The following is a 2,218-nucleotide window of genomic DNA, read 5'->3' on the forward strand; positions in this document are numbered from 1 at the left end:
CTTCGCGCGGGCGAGTGCACGCTGGCCCTGGCGGGCGGCGCGACCGTCATCGGCACCCCCCTGTCGTTCACCGGGTTCAGCCGCCAGCGCGGCCTCGCCGAGGACGGCCGCTGCAAGTCCTTCGCCGCCTCGGCGGACGGCTTCGGCATGGCGGAGGGCGTCGGCCTGCTGGTCCTGGAGCGGCTCTCGGACGCGCGCCGGAACGGTCACCCGGTACTGGCGCTGGTGCGCGGCTCCGCCGTCAACCAGGACGGGGCCAGCAACGGCCTGACCGCGCCCAGCGGACTGGCGCAGCAGCGCGTCATCCGCGGGGCGCTGGCCGACGCCGGCCTGTCCGCCGCCGACGTGGACGCCGTCGAGGCGCACGGCACCGGCACCCGGCTCGGCGACCCCATCGAGGCGGACGCGCTGCTGGCGACGTACGGTCAGGACCGGTCCACCGAGCGGCCGTTGCTGCTCGGATCGCTGAAGTCGAACATCGGCCACAGCCAGGCCGCCGCCGGGGTCGCGGGCATCATGAAGATGGTCCTCGCGATGCGGCACGACGTGCTGCCCCGCACCCTGCACATCGACGAGCCGACTCCCAACGTCGACTGGAGCGCGGGCTCCGTCTCGCTGCTCACCGAGGCCGCCCCCTGGCCGGAGGCCGGCCGACCCCGCCGGGCCGGGGTCTCCTCCTTCGGCCTCAGCGGCACCAACGCGCACATCATCGTGGAGCAGCCGGAGCCGGAGCCGGAGCCGGAGCCGGAGCCGGAGCCGGAGTCCGTCGCGCCGAACCGTGAGGCGACGGGCGCCGCCGTCCCCTGGGTCCTCTCCGGCCGCACCCCCGAAGCACTCGCGGCCCAAGCCATCCGCCTCCACGCCCACCTGACGGATCATCCGGTGATCTCCGCACCCGACGCCGGATACTCCCTCGCCACCACCAGGACCGCCTTCGAGCACCGCGCGGCCGTCGTAGGGAGCGACCGCGCGGCGCTGCTGGGCGGGCTCGCCGCCCTCGCGGCCGGCGAACGCGACCCCCGCGTGGTCACCGGTACGGCGGCCCGGTCCGACCGGACGGTGTTCGTCTTCCCCGGCCAGGGCTCGCAATGGGCCGGCATGGCACGCGAACTGCTCGATCAAGCACCGGTGTTCGCCGAGCGGATCGCCGCCTGCGAACTGGCCCTCGCCCCGCACCTCGACTGGTCGCTGATGGACGTCCTCCAGGACGCGCCGGGCGCGCCGCCGCTGGACCGGGTGGACGTCGTGCAGCCGGTGCTGTTCGCCGTCATGGTGTCGCTGGCCGACCTGTGGAGCTCGTACGGAGTCGTGCCCGACGCCGTCATCGGCCACTCGCAGGGCGAGATCGCCGCCGCCTGCGTCGCGGGCGCCCTCTCCCTGGCCGACGCGGCGAGGATCGTCGCGCTGCGCAGCAAGGCGCTCCGCGCGCTGACCGGGCGCGGCGGCATGCTGTTCGTGCCGCTCCCCGCCGAACGCGTCCGCGAGCGGCTGACCGCCTGGGACGGCGTCCTCGGCGTCGCCGCCGTCAACGGGCCGACCTCCGCGACGGTCTCCGGCGACCCGGCGGCTCTCGCCGAACTTCAGGACGCGCTCTCCGCCGACGGCGTCCTGTGCTGGCCGATCCCCGGCGTGGACTTCGCCGGCCACTCCGTGCAGGTCGACGAGATCCGCGAGGAGCTGCTGACCATCCTCGCCGACGTCCGCCCGCGCCCCTCCCACGTGCCGTTCTATTCCACGGTCACCGGCGGGCTGCTCGACACCGCGACGATGGACGCCGAGTACTGGTACCGCAATCTGCGGCAGCCCGTGGAGTTCGCGCGGACCGTGGACGCGCTGCTCGCCGACGGGCACGGCGTCTTCGTCGAGTGCAGCGCCCACCCGGCCCTCGCGGTCTGGCTCCAGGAGGCCGTCGAGTCCGCCGGAGCGGGCGGCGGCGTGGTCGTGACGCTACGTCAGGACGAGGGCGGGACAAGTAAATTCCTCGCCTCCCTCGCTCATCTGCACGTCCTCGGCGCGGCAGTGGACTGGGAGGCGGTCTTCGCGGGCACCGGCGCTCGCGTGCGGCCGCTGCCCACCTACGCGTTCCAGCAGCAGCAGTACTGGTTCACGGCCACCGCCGCCGCGTCCGCCCCCGGGTCCGCCCCCGGGGACGCGGGCGGCGCGCCCGCGCTCGACAGCGGATTCTGGGACGCCGTCGAACGCGAGGACCTCGACGCCC

The 2,218-nt window shown here is 74.8% G+C and carries 1 protein-coding gene; it reads left to right on the plus strand.

Annotated elements, in window-relative coordinates:
- On the plus strand, window positions 1-2,218 hold a 2,218-nt coding region (locus ACFU99_RS41325; RefSeq protein WP_384403258.1), incomplete at both ends, for a type I polyketide synthase.

Origin of the sequence: Streptomyces sp. NPDC057654, assembly GCF_042800135.1 — a bacterium.
Classification (GTDB): Bacteria; Actinomycetota; Actinomycetes; order Streptomycetales; family Streptomycetaceae; genus Streptomyces.